Raw genomic sequence first — 17777 nt, forward strand, 5'->3', positions numbered from 1 at the left:
TCATGAACGTCATGAACTTCCCCCCACGCGCCTCGCGGCTCGGCGCAGCAGCCGCCCTTCTGTCCGCCCTCCTCGTCGGCGGAACCGTCTCAGCGACCACGGCCGACGCGGCCCCCACCGCCGTCGGCGACATCTGCTACAGCGCCCTGCCGTCCCAGGCCCACGACACGCTCGACCTGATCGAGCAGGGCGGCCCCTACCCGTTCGACCAGGACGGCACCGTCTTCCAGAACCGGGAAGGCATCCTGCCCGGACAGTCGTCCGGCTACTACCACGAGTACACGGTCATCACCCCGGGCTCCTCCACCCGCGGCGCACGGCGCATCGTCACCGGTGAGGAGAACCGGGAGGACTACTACACGGCCGACCACTACGCCTCGTTCGACCTGGTCGACTACAGCTGCTGAACCCTCCCGGGACCGCGGGCCGGACGTCCGTCCGCTGCTCAGACGGACTTCCGGCTCCCGGCCGCTCCAAACAGGGCGACGCCCAGCACGAGCAGCGCGACGCTCGCGTAGAGCTCGTAGCCGTCGAGGAACCCCAGGCGCTGCACCAGGCCCCAGTTCCAGTCGGTGAACTCGTGCACCAGGCCCGCCACGCCCTGGACGAGGGCGAGGAAGCCGACGATCTCCAGTACCTGCTTCATGCCGCCAGACTCGTCCCGCGGGCCCCCCACGCACATCGCCCGCGGGACGGGCACCCGGGGACGGAAGTCCCCGCTCCGGAGCCGCGGCCGCATCGAAAGTCTGCGACGGGACGACTTTGGTCGACGATCCCGCCCGAGGGCGGGTGGGCCGGGCCCCGGCTGCGTAGATTTGTCGCTCGTGAGTGGTGACGACGTGGGGCACGCCTCCCCGGTACCGGTGGGAGAGACGCCCGCGCTGTTCACCGGGCGCAGATGGTTCTTTCCGTCGGCCCTCCTGCACCAACTCGACCCCGACGCCGCACGAGCCGGGCGGCGGCCCCGGCGTACCGCCCGGGACTGGGTCGTCGACTTCTTCTGCTTCGTGCTGGCCGTGGTCGTGGGCGCGACCGCAGTGGAGGCGCTCGCCACCAACCCCCATGTGCCGCCCGGTCTCGCCGCCGCCGACCAGGTGTTCGGCGCGCTGGCCTGCGCGGCGGTCTGGCTGCGCCGTCGCTGGCCGCTGGGGCTGGCCGTGGCGATGACGCCCGTCACCTTCGTCTCGGACACCGCCGGCGGCGCGGGCCTGATCGCCCTGTTCACCCTCGCCGTGCACCGCCCCTTCCGCTATGTGGCCTGGGTGGGCGGCATCAACACGGCGTTCGTCCCGCTGTACTACTGGCTGCGCCCCGAGGCCGACGTCCCCTACCCGGTGGCCGTGCTCTTCGCCGCGCTGCTCACGGTGGCGATCGTCGGCTGGGGCATGTTCGTACGGGCCAAGCGGCAGCTCATGGTGAGCCTCAGGGACCGTGCCCGGCGCGCCGAGACGGAGGCGCGGCTGCGGGCCGAGCAGGCACAGCGGCTCGCCCGCGAGGCCATCGCCCGGGAGATGCACGACGTGCTCGCCCACCGGCTGACCCTGCTGAGCGTCCACGCGGGCGCCCTGGAGTTCCGGCCCGACGCGCCCCCGGCCGAGACGGCCCGGGCGGCGGGCGTGATCCGGGAGAGCGCGCACGAGGCGCTTCAGGACCTGCGGGAGATCATCGGCGTGCTGCGGGCGGGCGAGCCGGACGACAGCGGCCGGCCGCAGCCGACGCTCGCGGCGCTGGACACCCTGGTCGCCGAGTCCCGCGAGGCCGGCATGAAGGTCTCCCTCGACCACCGCGTGGAGCATCCCGCCGCCGCCCCGTCCTCCGTCGGCCGCACCGCCTACCGGATCGCCCAGGAGGGCCTGACCAACGCGCGCAAGCACGCCCCCGGCACGGAGGTCACGGTGACCGTCACCGGCGCTCCGGGCACCGGCCTCACCGTCCGCGTGCACAATCCGCCGCCCGAGGGCGAGGTGCCGCCCGTCCCCGGCTCCGGCCAGGGCCTGATCGGCCTCACGGAGCGGGCGACCCTCGCGGGCGGACGGCTGGCGCACGGGCACATACCGGGGGGCGGCTTCGAGGTACGGGCGTGGCTGCCGTGGGCTTGAGCACGGGTTGCCCCGCCGCCCGGCCGGCAACTCCCAGCGCTGCGCGAGGCGTTGGCGCCGGCTTTCCGGGCCCGCCGCCCGGCCCGGCCGTGATTACGTAACCCCATGACTGCGATCAGAGTGCTCCTCGTCGACGACGATCCGCTGGTGCGGGCCGGGCTGTCCTTCATGATGGGCGGCGCCGACGACATCGAGATCGTCGGCGAGGCCGCCGACGGCGCCGAGGTGGAGGCCCTCGTCGACCGCACCCGCCCGGATGTCGTGCTCATGGACATCCGGATGCCGACGGTGGACGGCCTCACGGCCACGGAGCGGCTGCGCACCCGCGAGGATCCCCCGCAGGTGGTGGTGCTCACCACGTTCCACGCCGACGAACAGGTGCTGTGCGCGCTGCGCGTGGGCGCCGCCGGGTTCGTCCTCAAGGACACCCCGCCGGCCGAGATCGTCGCGGCGGTGCGCCGGGTCGCGGCCGGCGACCCGGTCCTGTCGCCCACGGTCACCCGCCAGCTGATGCGGCACGCCGTCGGCACCGCCGCCGACAGGCGCCGCACGCGCGCGCGGGAACGCATGGCCGTCCTCAACGACCGGGAGCGCGAGGTCGCCGTCGCGGTCGGCCGCGGCCTGGCCAACGCCGACATCGCCACCGGCCTTTTCATGAGCGTCGCCACCGTGAAGACCCACGTCTCGCGCATCCTGGCCAAGCTCGACCTCAACAACCGGGTGCAGATCGCGCTGCTCGCCTACGACGCCGGGCTCCTGGAGGAACAGGAAGAGCGCTGACCGAGAGGGCTCGCCGTCAGGCCAGCGCGGAGGAGGCGCCACCGGGGATCTCCGCGAGGTGCACCGGTCTGCGCTCCCGCCGTGACACCTCGCACGCCTCGGCGACCCGCAGCGCCTGCAGCGCCTCGCGCCCGTCGCAGGGGTTGGCCCGCTCACCCCGTACGACCTCGATGAACGCGTTCAGCTCCGCCTCGTAGGCGGGGCCGAACCGCTCCAGGAATCCCGTCCACGGCTTGTCCGCGGCCGGCGGCCCGGTCGGCTCCGTGGATGCGATCGGCGTACGGTCGTCCAGGCCGACCACGATCTGGTCGCGCTCCCCGGCGAGCTCCATGCGCACGTCGTAGCCGGCCCCGTTCATCCGGGTCGCGGTGAGGGTGGCGAGCGTGCCGTCGTCCAGGGTGAGCAGCGCGGCGGCGGTGTCGACGTCGCCCGCCTCGCGGAACATCCGCGGACCGGCGTCGGAGCCGGCGGCGTAGACGTCCGCCACCTCCCGGCCGGTCACCCAGCGCAGGACGTCGAAGTCGTGGATCAGCGTGTCCCGGTACAGCCCGCCGGACAGCGGCAGCCACCCGGCGTCGGGCGGCGCCTGGTCGCTGGTCAGTGCCCGCACGGTGTGCAGCCGCCCCAGCCGGCCCGACCGCACGGCCTCGCGCGCGCCGGTGTATCCCGCGTCGAAGCGACGCTGGAAGCCCATCTGGAGAACCGTCCCGGCCGTCTCCACCTCGGCGATGGCGCTCAGGGACCCCGGCAGATCGAGCGCGATGGGCTTCTCGCAGAACACCGGAAGACCCGAGCGCGCTGCCCGACCGATCAGTTCGGCGTGGGCCGACGTCGCCGTCGTGATCACCACGGCGTCGACCCCCCAGCGGAAGATCTCCTCCACGCCGGGCGCCGCCGTCTCGCCCAGCCGGTGCGCCAGTTCCTGGGCCCTGGCGGCGTCCGCGTCCGTGAGGATCAGGGAGCCGACATCGCGATGCCGGCTGAGCGTGTTCGCGTGGATGGTGCCGATGCGGCCCGTACCGATGACGCCGATGCGCATGGAAACAAACTGCGTGCACAGCCCGCCTCTGTCAATCTGTATGTCCGGACAATCTGACTACACGACTTCCCGTCAACAACGCGCGGAGCTACGCTCGGCCCGTGCCGAAACCAGAAGTGGACCCGACCGTGCAGCTCGAGCTGAGCGTGGACCGCAGCTCTCCCGTGCCGTTGTACTTCCAGCTGTCCCAGCAGCTGGAGGCCGCGATCGAGCACGGCACGCTGACCCCAGGCAGCCTGCTGGGCAACGAGATCGAACTCGCCGCCCGGCTCGGCCTGTCCCGGCCGACCGTCCGCCAGGCGATCCAGTCGCTCGTCGACAAGGGCCTCCTCGTACGCCGCCGCGGCGTGGGCACCCAGGTCGTGCACAGTCAGGTCAAGCGCCCGCTGGAGCTCAGCAGCCTCTACGACGACCTGGAAGCGGCGGGCCAGCGCCCGGCCACCAGGGTCCTCGTCAACAAGCTCGTCCCGGCCTCAGCCGAGATCGCCGCCGCACTCGGCGTCGCCGAGGACAGCGACGTCCACCGTGTCGAGCGCCTCCGTCTCGCCCACGGTGAGCCCATGGCCTACCTCTGCAACTTTCTGCCGCCCGGCCTGATCGGTCTCGACACCGACCAGCTGGAGACGACCGGCCTCTACCGCCTGATGCGGGCGGCGGGCATCACCCTGCACAGCGCCCGCCAGTCCATCGGCGCCCGGGCGGCGACGACGGAGGAGGCGGAGCGACTGGCCGAGGAGACGGGCGCGCCGCTGCTCACCATGCAACGCGTCACGTTCGACGACACGGGCCGGGCAGTGGAGTACGGCACACACACGTACCGTCCGACGCGCTATTCGTTCGAGTTCCAGCTGCTCGTACGGACGTGATGGTCATGCTGTTGAGGGGCGCGGGGGACGGCGTGACAAGCCCCCACCGGCCCGCACTCGGCAATGATCCGCACCACCCCTCTGCTCCGCACCCCGCCTCCCCGTGAGGCAGAATCGGCGGCGATGAGCACCTACCGCGACTTCACCGCCCCCATCGGCTCCCGCCGTGCCACCGCGCTCCGCACCGTCGGCACCCGGGAGCGCCGCTCGCACCTGACGGCCCCCCGCGTGCCCACGGTCGGCATCGACATCGGCGGCACGAAGGTGATGGCGGGCGTCGTCGACGCCGACGGCAACATCCTGGAGATGCTCCGCACGGAGACCCCGGACAAGTCCAAGAGCCCCAAGGTCGTCGAGGACACCATCGCCGAGCTGGTCCTGGACCTCTCCGACCGGCACGACGTGCACGCCGTCGGTATCGGTGCGGCCGGCTGGGTGGACGCCGACCGCAACCGGGTGCTGTTCGCCCCCCACCTGTCCTGGCGCAACGAACCGCTCCGCGACCGCCTCTCGGGCCGGCTCTCCGTCCCCGTCCTCGTCGACAACGACGCCAACACCGCCGCCTGGGCGGAATGGCGCTTCGGCGCCGGCCGCGGCGAGGACCACCTCGTCATGATCACCCTCGGCACCGGCATCGGCGGCGCGATCCTGGAGGACGGCCAGGTCAAGCGCGGCAAGTACGGCGTCGCCGGCGAGTTCGGCCACATGCAGGTCGTGCCCGGCGGCCACCGCTGCCCGTGCGGCAACCGCGGCTGCTGGGAGCAGTACAGCTCCGGAAACGCCCTGGTCCGTGAGGCCCGCGAGCTGGCCGCCGCCGACTCGCCCGTCGCCTACGGGATCATCGAGCACGTCAAGGGCAGCATCGGCGACATCACCGGCCCGATGATCACCGAGCTGGCCCGGGACGGCGACGCCATGTGCATCGAGCTGCTCCAGGACATCGGCCAGTGGCTCGGCGTCGGCATCGCCAACCTCGCCGCCGCCCTCGACCCCTCCTGCTTCGTGATCGGCGGCGGTGTCTCGGCCGCGGACGACCTGCTCATCGGACCCGCCCGGGACGCCTTCAAGCGGCACCTCACCGGCCGCGGCTACCGCCCCGAGGCCCGCATCGTCCGGGCCCAGCTCGGCCCCGAGGCCGGCATGGTCGGTGCCGCCGACCTGGCCCGGCTGGTCGCCCGCCGCTTCCGCCGCGCCAAGCGCCGCCGCGTGGAGCGGTACGAGCGCTACGAGCGGTACGCGCAGTCGCTCCGCAGTACCCAGGAGACGCTGTGACCGCTTCCCTGCCCCACCAGGGCCCCTGGCCCGACGATCCGGACCGCCCGGTCGAGGACCGCCGCCACATGATCCGCCGCAGGGCTCTCACCCTGCTGATCATCGTGCTGCTCATCGGCATCCCGGCCGGCTACCTGGTGATCTCCGCGAACCAGAGCCGCGACAGCGGCAAGGACAAGGAGGCGAAGTACTCGGCGACCGGCCTGACCGAGGGCTGGCCCTCCAAGCTCCAGCGCCGGATCTACCAGGTGCCCGTCCCGCACCCGGCCTGGCACGTGGCGTACTACGAGACCAACAACTGGAAGACCAGCCGCCTCTACGCCCAGTTCGAGACCAACGCGGCCGGCCTGGACGCCTACCTGACCGGCCTGGGCGTGACCCGGAAGGACCTGAAGAAGGGCCACATCACCATCGGCGCCCGCGACCGGAAGGTCACCGGCTGGAAATTCGCCACGACCGACTCCTGGTACGGCTTCGTCCACCGGCAGAAGAAACCGGCACCCACCCACGACGTCGTCGTGGACCTGTCCAACCCGGCGTACCCCTGGGTGTACGTCGTGTCCCGGACCGTGCCCTGAGCCCGCTGCCGGGGCCGATTGTCAGACCCCGCCCGTAGAGTCGGAGACAACTGATCCGACAGGCGGGGCGGGAGGTGGCAGGACGTATGGCGGAGACGGCTCCGACGGCCGAGCGGGCGACGGACGCGACGGTCCCGGTCCGGCTCCCTGCCGTCTTCCAGCCCGCACCCCTCCCGCGCGAGGGGCGCGTCGTGTTCTGGGACCCCGACGGCGAGCCGCTGCCCGCCCAGGACACCGAGCTGACCGTCGTACGACAGCACGGCGCGGGAGTCCGGCGGCGCACCATCCCGGCGCTGTCCCTCCCGCTGGAGACCGCCCTGCCGCTCCTGCTGCGCGCCCGGCACGACCCCGCGGCCCACCCCGCCACCGCCTGCTGGGGCGCCGCCGCGCTGCACGCCCTGCGCCTCACCGCCCGCGGCCGGCTACTGCCCGGCCTCACCTCCACCGGACACGACGCCTGGCGCGCCGGCCCCCTCGACCCCGACGACATCGCGCACCTGCGCGCGGTGGCCGCCGCCCTGCCCTACGAGGGCCACGCCGTGCCGCTGTCCGGCCCCGGCCCGATCCGGCTGCCCGAGCCGGAAGCGCTGGTCCGCGCCTTCCTGGACGCGGTCGCCGACACCCTGCCCCGCACCCCGGCCGCGCCGCACACCTCCGGCAGGCCCTTCGCCGCCCGCGAGGCCCAGCACCTGCCCACCGCCCACGACTGGGCCGCCGAGGTCGCCGCCGGCATGGACGCCGGCGTGCGGATCTCGCTCCGCCTGGACCTGTCGGCGTACGACCTGTTCGACGACGCCTCTGGCGGCGGTGCCCGCAGTGCCGGCGCGGCGATCGTCCAGGTGCACAGCCTCGCCGACCCCACCCTCGTGGCCGACGCGGCTGCCCTGTGGGCGGGCGCGGCCGCCGACGCCTTCGGACCCCGCGCCCGCGTGGACGCGGCCCTCGCCGTCCGCCGGGCGGCCCGGGTCTGGCCCCCGCTCGACCGGCTCGCCGACCAGGACGTGCCCGACGTGCTGGCCCTGACCGAGGACGAGCTGAGCGATCTGCTCGGGGTCGCGGCGACCCGGCTCGCCGCGGCCGGGGTCGCCGTGCACTGGCCGCGGGACCTCGCGCAGGACCTGTCCGCCGCGGCGGTGGTCCGCCCGGCCCCCGGCTCGGCGACCGACGGCACCGGCTTCTTCGAGAGCGAGGACCTCCTCCAGTTCCGCTGGCAGCTGGCCCTCGGCGGCGACCCGCTCACCGACACCGAGATGGACGCGCTCGCGGAGGCCCACCGCCCCGTCGTCCGGCTGCGCGACCAGTGGGTGCTGGTCGACCCGGCGCTCGTCCGCAAGGCCCGCAAACGGGACCTGGGCCTGCTCGACCCGGTCGACGCGCTGTCCGTCGCCCTCACCGGCACGGCCGACGTGGACGGCGAGACGGTCGAGGCCGTCCCCGTCGGCGCGCTGGCCACCCTGCGCGACCGCCTGACCGCGGGCATCCGCCCTGCCGAACCGCCCCCGGACCTGTGCGCCACCCTCCGGGACTACCAGCTCCGGGGCCTGGCCTGGCTCGACCTGATGACCACCCTCGGCCTCGGCGGCTGCCTCGCCGACGACATGGGACTCGGCAAGACCGTCACCCTCATCGCCCTGCACCTGAAGCGGGCCCGCCGCGAACCGACCCTGGTCGTCTGCCCGGCCTCCCTGCTCGGCAACTGGCAGCGGGAGATCACCCGCTTCGCCCCCGGCGTGCCCGTCCGCCGCTTCCACGGCCCGGACCGCAGCCTCGACGGCCTGGACGGCGGATTCGTCCTCACCACCTACGGCACCATGCGCTCGGCTGCCCCCGCCCTGGCCGAGCGCACCTGGGGCATGGTCGTCGCCGACGAGGCGCAGCACGTCAAGAACCCCTACTCGGCCACCGCCAAGGCGCTGCGCACGATCCCGGCCCCCGCGCGCGTCGCCCTGACCGGCACGCCCGTCGAGAACAACCTCTCGGAGCTGTGGGCCCTGCTCGACTGGACCACCCCGGGCCTCCTCGGCCCGCTGAAGTCCTTTCGCGCGCGGCACGCCCGAGCCGTGGAGAACGGTGAGGACGAGGAGGCGGTGGAGCGCCTGGCCCGCCTGGTCCGGCCCTTCCTGCTGCGCCGCAAGAAGTCCGACCCGGGCATCGTGCCCGAACTGCCGCCCAAGACGGAGACCGACCACCCGGTCCCGCTCACCCGCGAACAGGCCGCGCTGTACGAGGCGGTGGTCCGCGAGTCGATGCTCGCCATCGAGACGGCCGAGGGCATGCCCCGCCGGGGCCTGGTGCTGAAGCTCCTCACCTCGCTGAAGCAGATCTGCAACCACCCGGCGCTGTTCCTCAAGGAGGAACACACCTCGGCCGCCGGCGACCGGCTCGCCGCCCGCTCCGGCAAACTCGCCCTGCTGGACGAGCTGCTGGACACGCTGCTGGCGGAGGACGGGTCCGCCCTCGTCTTCACCCAGTACGTCGGGATGGCCCGCCTGATCACCTCCCATCTGGCCACCCGCGCGGTGCCGGCCGACCTCCTCCACGGCGGCACGCCGGTCCCCGAGCGGGAGCGCATGGTGGACCGCTTCCAGGCCGGTTCGACGCCGGTCCTGGTGCTGTCGCTCAAGGCAGCGGGCACCGGCCTGAACCTCACCCGCGCGGGCCACGTCGTGCACTTCGACCGCTGGTGGAACCCGGCCGTCGAGGAACAGGCCACCGACCGCGCCTACCGCATCGGCCAGACCCAGCCGGTACAGGTCCACCGCCTCATCACCGAGGGCACCATCGAGGACCGCATCGCAGAGATGCTCCAGTCCAAGCGCGCCCTGGCCGACGCGATCCTCGGCTCCGGCGAGTCGTCCCTCACGGAACTGACGGACCGGGAGCTGTCCGACCTGGTGTCCCTGCGGAGGTCGTCATGACCCCCAGCCCTGCCGACGACGCCCGCCGGGCCCTGCGGGAGGCCCGTGAGCGGACCACCCAGGAACCCGCTCCGGCACCGGCTCCCCGACCGGGACCGCCCCAGGCCGCGGCAGCCGCCGACCAGGAAACCCCCAGACCGGCAGACGTGGCGCGCGAGGCCCTGCGGAGGGCGGGCACGACTGCCCCCGAAGCCGCCGGCGCCTCCGCGGCCGCTGGTACGCCGGACCTCGCTGGGGCGTCCGGGACCGGCAGCGTGCCCGAGGACACCCCGACGGCTGCGACACGCGAGCCGCAGCCGTCCGGCGACTCGCCGACGAGCACGCCGGGGGACACGCCTGCCGGTGCGGCCCCCGCGCGGTCCTCCGTCCCGGCGGGTACCGGGCCGCGTGCGGCGGACGTCGCGCGCGAGGCGCTGCGCGCGGCGCGGGACGAGGCGCGGCGGGCCCGGGAGGAGACCGAGCGGGAAGGTGCCCGCCGTAGGCGCCGGGCCCGGCAGCGCGCCGTGGACGACCGGGCGGCGGCTGCGCGGCGGGCAGGAGCGGACGCCCCCGGCGGGGGCACGCGTGATGCACGGCAGTTGCTGTCCGACGCCTTCCGGATGCCGAGCCCGCCGGACGCGACCTCCGACGACCGGGTCCGGACGACCGGCCAGGGCGGCGAACCCACCCGCCTGACCGACCTGCTGCACGGCCCCGCCGACCGAAGCCCGACCGACCCGCACATCGGGCACCGCCCGGCCGCGCCGGACCCGGAGACTCCGCACAGCGGGCATGGCCCGGTCGCGCCGGACCCGGAGGTGCCGGACGCGGCCGGAAGCCCCCTGGGGCCTCCGTCGGAGCCCTCGGACGCCATGACCACGCCCAGCGCCCCGGCTCCCGGGGATCCGGCCTCCGTCGCGCACGGGGACGACTCGGGGCGTCGGGGTCCGGGCTCTGTCGAGTACGGGAACGACCCGGCTCCCTGGGGTCCGGGCTCCGTCGTGCACGGGGACGGCCGGGGGCCCCGGGGTCCGGAGTTCGCCGAGCATGGGGACGACTTGGGACGCCGGGGTCCGGACTCCATCGTGCATGGGGACGAATCGGGGCGTCGGGGTCCGGGCTCTGTCGAGTACGGGAACGACCCGGCTCCCTGGGGTCCGGGCACCGTCGTGCACGGGGACGACCGGGGGCCCCGGGGTCCGGAGTTCGCCGAGCACGGGGACGACTTGGGACGCCGGGGTCCGGGCTCCATCGTGCATGGGGACGAATCGGGGCGTCGGGGTCCGGGCTCTGTCGAGTACGGGAACGACCCGGCTCCCCGGGGTCCGGGCACCGTCGCGCACGCGGACGGCCGAGGGCCCCGGGATCCGGGGTTCGTCGCGCATGCGGACGATCCGGCTCTCCGGGATACGGACTCTGTCGTGGACGCGGACGACCCAGGGCGTCGGGGGCCGGACCTCGTCGCGCACGCGGACGACCCGGCGACGGTGGTGCCGGCCTCGGGCGTGAGCCCGGCTCCGGACTACGCCTCGCCCCGCCACTCCGCGCCGCCGGGTCCCGCGGCCGTCGGCCCCACGCCGGGTGTGACCCCGGCGTCGTACACCCCCCGGTCCTCCCGTTCGCCCCGCTCCATGGCCGCCCCCACCCGCGACCACGAACTCCGCCGCACCTTCCCGCCCTTCCCGCCCCGGGACGGCGACCGCTTCGCCGAGAGCTGGTGGGGGAACGCCTGGGTCGGCGCGCTCGAGCAGGGCGCGCTGGACGTGAAGCGGCTGGAGCGCGGCCGGGGCTACGCGGGGCAAGGGCATGTCGACGCCATCACCGTGACACCCGGACTCGTGCTGGCCTACGTCCAGGGCAGCCGCCCCCGCCCCTACCGCGTCCAGGTACGTCTGCGCACGCTCGACGACACCGACTGGGACCGTTTCCTGGAGGCGGCCGCCGACCGCCCCGGGCACATCGCCGCGCTGCTCGACAAGGAGATGCCGCGGTCCCTCGCGGAGTGCGGCGTGCCGCTGCTGCCCGGTCCCGGCGACCTGGAGCCCCGGTGCAGCTGCCCCGACCGCGGTCACCCCTGCAAGCACGCTGCCGCCCTGTGCTACCAGACCGCCCGGCTGCTCGACGCCGACCCCTTCGTCCTGCTCCTGCTGCGCGGCCGGGGTGAGCGGGACCTGCTCGACGCGCTGTCCCGGCTGAGCGCCACCCGCGCGGCGCGCGCCGCGCAGGACCGGGGCCCGGCGCCCCTGCCGGGCGTGCGGGCAGCGGAGGTCCTCGCGTCACGCGCGCTCCGGCCTCTCCCCGCGCCCCTTCCTCCGCTCCCGCACCCCGAGCAGCCCCCGGCCTACCCGGCGGCGCCCGGCGGCCCGGACCCCTTCGCGCTGGACCAGCTGGCCACGGACGCCGCCGCCCGCGCCCACGCCCTGCTCAGCACCGGCCGTGACCCGGTCGGGCAGCTGACCTTCTGGCAGGACGCGGTCCGTCTGGCAGCCGCCCGCCCCGGGGCGGGACTCACCGCCGGCACCCGGGCGCTCTACTCGTCCCTCGCCTCCGCGGCGGGCCGTACCCCGCCCGAGCTGGCCCGCGCCGTCGCCGCCTGGCGTCAGGGCGGGCTGGAGGGCCTCGCCGTACTGGAGGAGCCGTGGGACCCGCCGGCCGGGCGGTTCGACCGGGCCCGCCCTCTCCTGCTCGCCGCCGACCTGCCCGCCTTCCGCCCCTGGCGCAACCACCTCACCCACCCTCAGGGCCACGTCCAGCTCCGTCTCGGCCGCGACGGCCTCTGGTACGCCTACGAGTCCGAGCCGGGCCACGACGACTGGTGGCCGAGAGGCACCCCCGACCTGGATCCGGTGGGCGCCCTCACGGGTCTCGGCCTGCCGAGCGACCTCTGAGGGCGCCCCCGATGGTGCGGTGCCGACCGGGGGCGAGCCGTTCGACGAGGCGAGGGGAGGCGGCCCGGCCTGCCGGAGCACATTCCGGTCGCTGACCACGGCTCGCGGGACGATGAATTGCTTCGCCGATCGCGTCCTCGGGAACCGATCAACGGGTTACCGTGGCCGATGGCCGTGAGTTGCCTACGCCTTGAGGAGTGTGCCTTGACCCTGTTGACCACGTGGCCGGAATCCGGCCCTGGCACAGTCTTACGCCGCACCACCGATCCCGCTGAGATCGACGCTGTGCTGGCACCCGCCGGGGTTCGTTACGAACAGTGGCCGTTGCGTGAGGGGCCCGAAGAGCCCGACCCCGAGGCGGTGTTGCGTGCGTACGGCGACGCCGTGGACGGTCTGGTCGCCGCCGAGGGGTTCGCCACCGTCGACGTCGTCGGGTTGCGGCCGCGGAAGGATCTGGGATGGCGGTTGACCGCCAAGGCCGAGCGGAAAAAGTTCCTCATGGAGCACACCCATGACGATGACGACGAGGTGCGGTTCTTCGTAGCGGGCGCGGGGGCCTTCTATCTGCACATCGACCGTGAGGTGCATGCCGTGCTGTGCGAGGCCGGGGACTTGCTGGGGGTACCGCGGGGGACCAGGCACTGGTTCGACATGGGGGCTTCGCCGTCGTTCACGGTCATTCGCTTCTTCCATGAAGAGGACGGCTGGGTCGGGAACTTCACCGGCAGTGACATCGCCTTGAAGTTCCCCGACTTCGACGCGCTGATGGCGACGCGCGGGACATCAGTCCTTGGCGTCGGGCAGTGACAGAGTGAGGTAGTCGGGGTAGCCGTGCTGCAGTCCGGGCGCCATCTCCAGTACCTGTGCCGGGCCCTCGGCCGCGGTCTTCTTGAAGCCGGCCAGGCGGTAGACCGTGTACATCGGCTTGTTGACCTGGGTGGGTTTGAAGTCCGCCGTCAGCCGCACCTGTTCGGCCTCGGCGGACTTGGCCAGATACCGCAGGATCGCGCCGCCGACGTTGCGGCCCATCACCCTGCAGGACATCAGGAACAGCCGGATACGCCACTCTTCGGCCGTCGTGCCGACCAGAGTGAGGCCGATCGTGCCGTATGCGCCGAAGCGGTCCTCCAGGCGGGCGACCAGGAGCGTCTGGTCCGGCCGGTCCATCAGTTCGCGCAGCTCCGCCTTGGAGAACGTCAGACCGGTCGTGTTGAGCTGGTGGGTACGCTCGGTCAGCTCGGCGGCGCGCTCCAGGTCCTCGGCGGTGGCCACCGCGAGGGTGAGACGCATCCGGAGCGATCTGAGGAACTCGACCTGCGGCCCGGCGTACGACTTCTCGTACTCGCTGCGTTCCTCCGCCTGCATGTACATCATTCGGCGGCCGCGCCCGTCCTCCGTGACCGGCCGGGAGAGCTCCGGCCGGTCGAGCAGGTCCGCGATCTCGGCGGCGTCCACGCACCGCACCTGCGGGTGTGCGAACTCGACCTCGGCCCGCTCGAAGGCGGAGTCGTCGATGAACATCACAGTGTCGAGCCCGATGTTGAGCCGCTTCGCGATGCCCTGGAGCAGTTCGGACTTCGGCTGCCACGAGACGTGGGGGACGAGGAAGTACTGGCGGATCCCCAGCCGTTCGAGCTCGGCGAGCGCCGCCTTCTCGTCGTTCTTGCTGACGATCGACTGCAGGATGCCGCGCTGGTCGAGCGCGTCGATCAGCGCACGGACGCCGGGACGCAGCTCTACTCCGCACCCCTCGGACAGCACGCCGTCCCACACGGTGTCGTCCAGGTCCCAGACGACACATTTCACCAGTTCACTCGACACGATCAGCTCCTTGTGCGAAGGGATACCGCGGGTGCCGACGGCGTACCCGGAAACGCTGCAGGCTCTCTTCGGCCAGCAGATGTTGCAGCAGCTGTGTGCTGCCCTCGATGACCTGCATGACGCGTGCGTCCCGCACCCAGCGGTCCACCGGGCTCCCGTCCACCAGGCCCGCCGCGCCGTGGAGTTGGGCGGCCGCGGCCGATGCCGTGCCCGCCGCGCGGGACGCCGCCAGCTTGGCGGTCAGTACGTGCTGTATCAGCCAGTCGTCCTGGGCGTCCATGGCCCGCGCCGCCTGCGCGCACAGCAGCCGCGCCGCCTCGGTGTCGACCACGGCGTCGCTGACGAGACCGCGGACGAGCTGCAGATCGATCAGCCGCCCGCCGAACTGCTTGCGGCTGCTGGTGTGGCCGAGCATCGCGTCGCAGCACGCCTCGGCGAGCCCCAGGGAGCCGTAGGCGACACAGAGCCGGCCCAACGACAGGGCACTGCCGGCCACTTGGGTCACGCCGAAGCCGGGGCGGCCCACCATCCGCTCGGCGGGGACACGGCAGCCGTCCAGGTGCAGATCGGCCAGCATGGCGCTGCGGAAGCCACTGGTGCCGGGGCTCGGAACGACCGTGACCCCCGGGTCGTCCCGCTGGACGAGGAAGCCCACGCTGCGGTCGCCGTGCTTGGCGAAGACCAGGAAGCAGTGGGCGACCTGACCGAAGGACAGCCAGCGCTTCACACCGTCCAGGCGCCACACGGCATCCGCGGCACCGGCGTCTTCCGGGTCCTCCGGCGTCGCCGTCGTCTCGATGGCCTGGGCGTCACTGCCCGCACTGTCCTCGGTGAGTCCGAACGCCCCCAGGAGCTCACCGGAGGCAAGGCGCGGCAGCAGCCCCTTGCGGGTGCCCTCGGGCGCCCACCGGCTCAGGCTCGCGCACACCATTCCGTGCACGGTCAGCAGGCTCTGCAGTGACGCCGAGGTGCGGGCCACCGCCCGGTTCAGCTCGCCGTACTCGACATGGCTCAGGGGGCGTCCGCCGTACTCCGCGGGCACCATCGCGGCCAGCGCACCTGAGTGGGCCACCGCCTTGAGGACGCCCGGCGGTACCGCCTTCGCGGTCTCGATCTCGTCGGCCAGCGGCAGCAGCTGTCGACCCAGCTCGTCCGCGGTCGGCGGTGGCTGACTCATGGCCGCTTCCCCCGCACGAACTGCACGATGCTGTCCAGCGTGTCGAAGTTCTCGAGCTCCAGGTCGTCGTCGTCCACCTCGATGCCGAACTCCTTCTCGAGGTGACTGATGAGCGCAACGGTCGCCAGAGAGCTGAGGACCCCGCCGGTGATCAGCTGCATGCCTTCCAGCTCGGCCGGGTCGTCCACGTACCGCAACAGGAATTCGAGAACACGGGAACGGACGGCCTCGTCCTCGTAGACGGCGGTCACTGTGACATCACACTCCAATTCACATGATCAAAACAGGGCGGTGGCGGGAACGCGCGCGAGGGCGTCACCGCCTCGTACGCCACTTCTTCTCAAGCCGGCTGATCTGGTCCTGGCTGAGGCTGACGAGGGACAGGTCCGATGGCGTCCTGCCGACCGTGTCGGGGCCGTCGGCGTGCGCGGCCAGCGCCTTGAGGTGCGTGACCCAGCCCTCGCCGAGCCGCTCCACGTCCTCGCGGGCCAGCACGTCACGCGGCCACGACCACGTCGCCGACAGTTCCGGGCCCGACGGGCCGTCCGCTGCCGCCGCGTTGACCATCAGCGCATGCGTCAGACGCATCCGGGGATCGAGGCCGCCAGTGGCCGGATTGCCGTCCACCTGCTGCCAGTCCGCGGCAGGGTGGGTACGGCCCACGCCGACCCGCCCGAAGTAGTTGAACGCCACCTGTGCCCCGGGGAGCGCGGAGAGCACCGGTTCGGTCTCCGGGTTGAGGTAGCGCAACAGCCCATACTCGATGCGCAGCTCGGACGAGGTGCGCAGCTGCTCCTTGATCCGCTGCAGAGCCCGACCGACGGCCTTCCCGCCCCGCCTGACCTCGCCCCACGACACCCTGCCGGGATCGAGCCGCGCCGGGGCCATGGCGGTGAACCAGCCCACCGTCCGCGAGGTGTCGGCATCCGCGAACAGACTCTCCCGGCCGTGCCCTTCGACATCGACCAGGACGGATGTCACCCCGGAGACGCCCACCGTGCCATGCGCGGTCCGCCACTGGGCCAGCGCGAGCACGAACGCCGTCACTAGGATGTCCTCCACTCCGGCGTGCAACGCGCCGGGCACCCGCGTGAGCAGCGCCTCCGACAGCGCCACCGGCACCGTGACGCGCAACGTGTCGAGCTGCTCCGCCGTGTCGTGCGCACTCAACCTGCGTACGCCGAGGGTCGGTTCGGAGACGGAGAGAGTCTCGGTCCAGTGTCGCAGGGAGGTTGTGCCGCGGGGCTCGCCGGCGAGCGCGCGGAGTTGCTCCGCCCAGCGCTTGAATGAGGTCGGCACCGGCGCCAGCTCCGGGGTCCGCCCGGCGAGTACGGCTGTGCCCGCGGCGGCGAGATCGGGCAGGAGGATGCGCCACGAGACGCCGTCCACGACCAGATGGTGGATGGTGAGCAACAGGCGGCCCGGCTCCTGGGAGCCGTGGTCGAACCAGACGGCCTGCAGCATGACTCCGTCACGCGCCGCCAGACGGCCGTTTGCCCGCATGGCGTGTTCTGCGAGCAGCCGTTCGCGCTCGGCCGCGGTCGTACCGGCGCAGTCCACCCGCAACAGGGCCTCGGCGGCCGTAAGCGCCTGCGGGCTCCGCGCCGGAGGGATGCGCAGGGCCCAGTCGTCCTGGGCGCCGTCCCCTGTCAGACGGGCCCGCAGTACGTCGTGACGGTCGATGAGGGCTTGCAGGATCTCGGCCAGCCGGTCGTGGTCGATGCCCGCGGGGACTTGCACCAGTCGCGACTGGAAGAACGCCTCGAACGCGTGCTCCGGCTCGACGAGCCACCGCATGATGGGGGTCAGCGGCACCAGACCGGTGCCGTCGTCCGCCTCCGAGGCGGTGCCGCCGCCGTCCGTCAACCGCTGGGCGACATGCGCCAGTTGTCTGGGCGTGTGGTGCTGAAAGATGTCGCGGGGTGAGAGGCCGAGGCCCTGCTCACGGGCGCGGCTGACCAGCACGATGGAACTGATGCTGTCGCCACCGAGGGCGAAGAAGCCGTCCTCGACGCCGATGCGGGCTGGGTCGAGGCCGAGGACTTCGGCGAAGAGAGCGGTGAGGGCCTTCTCCTGCGGGGTGCCGGGGGCGCGGGTGGGGGTGGCGGCGCTCGTGTAGTCCGGCGCGGGCAGCGCCTTGCGGTCCAGCTTCCCGCTGGGCGTCAGAGGCAGTTCGCTGACGGTGACGACCGCTGCGGGAACCATGTAGTCGGGCAGCCGACCGGCCAACCGCCCGCGTATCGCCGTGGGTTGGGGCTCGGCATCGGCGTCGGGTACGACGTAGCCGACCAGGCGCCGGTCACCGGGCCGGTCCTCACGGATCACGGCCGCCGCAGCCACCACCCCGGGACAGGCCGCCA

At 73.2% G+C, this 17777-nt stretch carries 15 protein-coding genes; 9 read left to right on the forward strand and 6 right to left on the reverse strand.

The genetic code is table 11. The features are described from left to right. Positions 1 to 11 precede the first annotated feature (11 nt). Entirely contained in the window at positions 12 to 407 is a 396-nt protein-coding gene (locus IO24_RS0110710; protein WP_031134372.1) for a ribonuclease domain-containing protein, read from the forward strand. A 38-nt stretch (positions 408 to 445) separates the two neighbouring features. On the opposite strand, the gene IO24_RS0110715 is transcribed toward IO24_RS0110710, so the two are convergent. After that, on the reverse strand, positions 446 to 646 hold the full coding sequence (locus IO24_RS0110715) for a hypothetical protein (protein ID WP_031134373.1): 201 nt from the start codon (positions 644 to 646) through the stop codon (positions 446 to 448). 178 nt (positions 647 to 824) lie between these two features. Here IO24_RS0110715 and IO24_RS0110720 point away from each other — a divergent pair, with 178 nt between their 5' ends. Both IO24_RS0110720 and IO24_RS0110725 read left to right on the forward strand, forming a co-directional pair. Further along, on the forward strand, positions 825 to 2099 hold the full coding sequence (locus tag IO24_RS0110720; protein ID WP_420823215.1) for a sensor histidine kinase: 1275 nt from the start codon (positions 825 to 827) through the stop codon (positions 2097 to 2099). 105 nt (positions 2100 to 2204) lie between these two features. Next, complete coding sequence (locus tag IO24_RS0110725) at positions 2205 to 2879, forward strand: response regulator transcription factor (protein ID WP_031134377.1); 675 nt, start codon at positions 2205 to 2207, stop codon at positions 2877 to 2879. Positions 2880 to 2895: 16 nt separating this feature from the next. On the opposite strand, the gene IO24_RS0110730 is transcribed toward IO24_RS0110725, so the two are convergent. Continuing rightward, the gene (locus IO24_RS0110730) at positions 2896 to 3918 is read right to left on the reverse strand and encodes a Gfo/Idh/MocA family protein (RefSeq protein ID WP_031134379.1); all 1023 of its coding nucleotides are present in this window, start codon (positions 3916 to 3918) and stop codon (positions 2896 to 2898) included. A gap of 128 nt (positions 3919 to 4046) precedes the next feature. Between IO24_RS0110730 and IO24_RS0110735 the strand changes: the two genes are divergently transcribed. The 6 genes from IO24_RS0110735 (at position 4047) to IO24_RS0110760 (ending at position 13226) form a co-directional block, all read left to right on the forward strand. Further along, positions 4047 to 4784, forward strand: coding sequence for a GntR family transcriptional regulator (locus IO24_RS0110735; protein ID WP_107062936.1), 738 nt, complete (start codon positions 4047 to 4049; stop codon positions 4782 to 4784). A gap of 123 nt (positions 4785 to 4907) precedes the next feature. Beyond that, complete coding sequence (locus IO24_RS0110740; RefSeq protein ID WP_031134383.1) at positions 4908 to 6056, forward strand: ROK family glucokinase; 1149 nt, start codon at positions 4908 to 4910, stop codon at positions 6054 to 6056. Then, positions 6053 to 6634 (forward strand): hypothetical protein, encoded by a 582-nt coding sequence (locus tag IO24_RS0110745; protein ID WP_031134385.1) that lies wholly within the window; start codon positions 6053 to 6055, stop codon positions 6632 to 6634. The genes IO24_RS0110740 and IO24_RS0110745 overlap by 4 nt, the downstream gene beginning before the upstream one ends. A gap of 86 nt (positions 6635 to 6720) precedes the next feature. Further along, complete coding sequence (locus IO24_RS0110750) at positions 6721 to 9552, forward strand: DEAD/DEAH box helicase (protein ID WP_031134386.1); 2832 nt, start codon at positions 6721 to 6723, stop codon at positions 9550 to 9552. Positions 9553 to 10784: 1232 nt separating this feature from the next. Then, positions 10785 to 12419 (forward strand): SWIM zinc finger family protein, encoded by a 1635-nt coding sequence (locus IO24_RS40550; protein ID WP_420823216.1) that lies wholly within the window; start codon positions 10785 to 10787, stop codon positions 12417 to 12419. 204 nt (positions 12420 to 12623) lie between these two features. Further along, positions 12624 to 13226 (forward strand): 1,2-dihydroxy-3-keto-5-methylthiopentene dioxygenase, encoded by a 603-nt coding sequence (locus IO24_RS0110760; RefSeq protein ID WP_031134388.1) that lies wholly within the window; start codon positions 12624 to 12626, stop codon positions 13224 to 13226. Here IO24_RS0110760 and IO24_RS0110765 read toward each other — a convergent pair. From IO24_RS0110765 to IO24_RS0110780, 4 genes are all read right to left on the reverse strand, one after another. Beyond that, positions 13203 to 14240, reverse strand: coding sequence for an HAD-IIIC family phosphatase (locus IO24_RS0110765; RefSeq protein WP_051905885.1), 1038 nt, complete (start codon positions 14238 to 14240; stop codon positions 13203 to 13205). The two genes, IO24_RS0110760 and IO24_RS0110765, sit on opposite strands and share 24 nt — an antisense overlap. Beyond that, positions 14230 to 15417, reverse strand: coding sequence for an acyl-CoA dehydrogenase family protein (locus IO24_RS0110770; RefSeq protein WP_045296281.1), 1188 nt, complete (start codon positions 15415 to 15417; stop codon positions 14230 to 14232). Before IO24_RS0110770 ends, IO24_RS0110765 begins: the two co-directional genes overlap by 11 nt. Continuing rightward, the gene (locus IO24_RS0110775) at positions 15414 to 15668 is read right to left on the reverse strand and encodes an acyl carrier protein (protein ID WP_051905886.1); all 255 of its coding nucleotides are present in this window, start codon (positions 15666 to 15668) and stop codon (positions 15414 to 15416) included. The genes IO24_RS0110770 and IO24_RS0110775 overlap by 4 nt, the downstream gene beginning before the upstream one ends. A gap of 64 nt (positions 15669 to 15732) precedes the next feature. After that, on the reverse strand, positions 15733 to 17777 hold a 2045-nt coding region (locus IO24_RS0110780), incomplete at its 5' end, for a condensation domain-containing protein (RefSeq protein WP_037667734.1).

Origin of the sequence: Streptomyces flavovariabilis (assembly GCF_000725785.1) — a bacterium.
GTDB classification, from domain to species: Bacteria; Actinomycetota; Actinomycetes; order Streptomycetales; family Streptomycetaceae; genus Streptomyces; species Streptomyces hawaiiensis.